Raw genomic sequence first — 515 nt, 5'->3', positions numbered from 1 at the left:
TGATTGGCAGCGATAAGTTTATCTATTTTTTTAAGCATTTTTCCAATTTTTGTCTGCTCTGATTTTTGTGGTACATATAATTGCATTTGAAAAAAAATAGACGTGTTTATAGAAAACCTGTCGGATCTGGCGCCTGAGTCACCATTACTATACATGTAATAGTGCCAATTACTGGATTTAAAATAATACTTTAAAAAATAGATATCAATTCCCTCAGTTTTAAAAACCATATATAGTGGAGACATAATTCCAGTCACGTTTAATTCGTTTAGATTTATTGGCCCAAACGGTGCATTTTTGGAGATTCTAGGGTTATAAACGAAATATGCAGGCTTAACAACATAATAGTTTTTTATATTTTTACTTGATGAAATACTTTTATCAAAAAAATCAAGCTGCTTTATTATTCCAAATTCTGCAGAATTAGTTAAAGTTATTAAAGGCTTAAGCGAATCGTTTCTTTCACTTACCTTTTGAGAAAAGTCATATAACTTACGCTGTTCCCAAGGATCAGT

1 protein-coding gene is annotated in these 515 nt (G+C 30.5%); it reads right to left on the bottom strand.

Features of this window, described 5'->3' with window-relative positions:
• Positions 1 to 515: restriction endonuclease subunit S (locus IV88_RS08985; protein ID WP_162258648.1), on the bottom strand; the 515-nt coding region annotated here is incomplete at both ends.

The sequence above is a fragment of the Pediococcus argentinicus genome (assembly GCF_001437605.1).
In the GTDB taxonomy this organism is placed as follows: Bacteria; Bacillota; Bacilli; order Lactobacillales; family Lactobacillaceae; genus Pediococcus; species Pediococcus argentinicus.
Note: the sequence above shows the minus strand (reverse complement) of the source record. Positions and strands in the feature narration are given on the sequence as shown.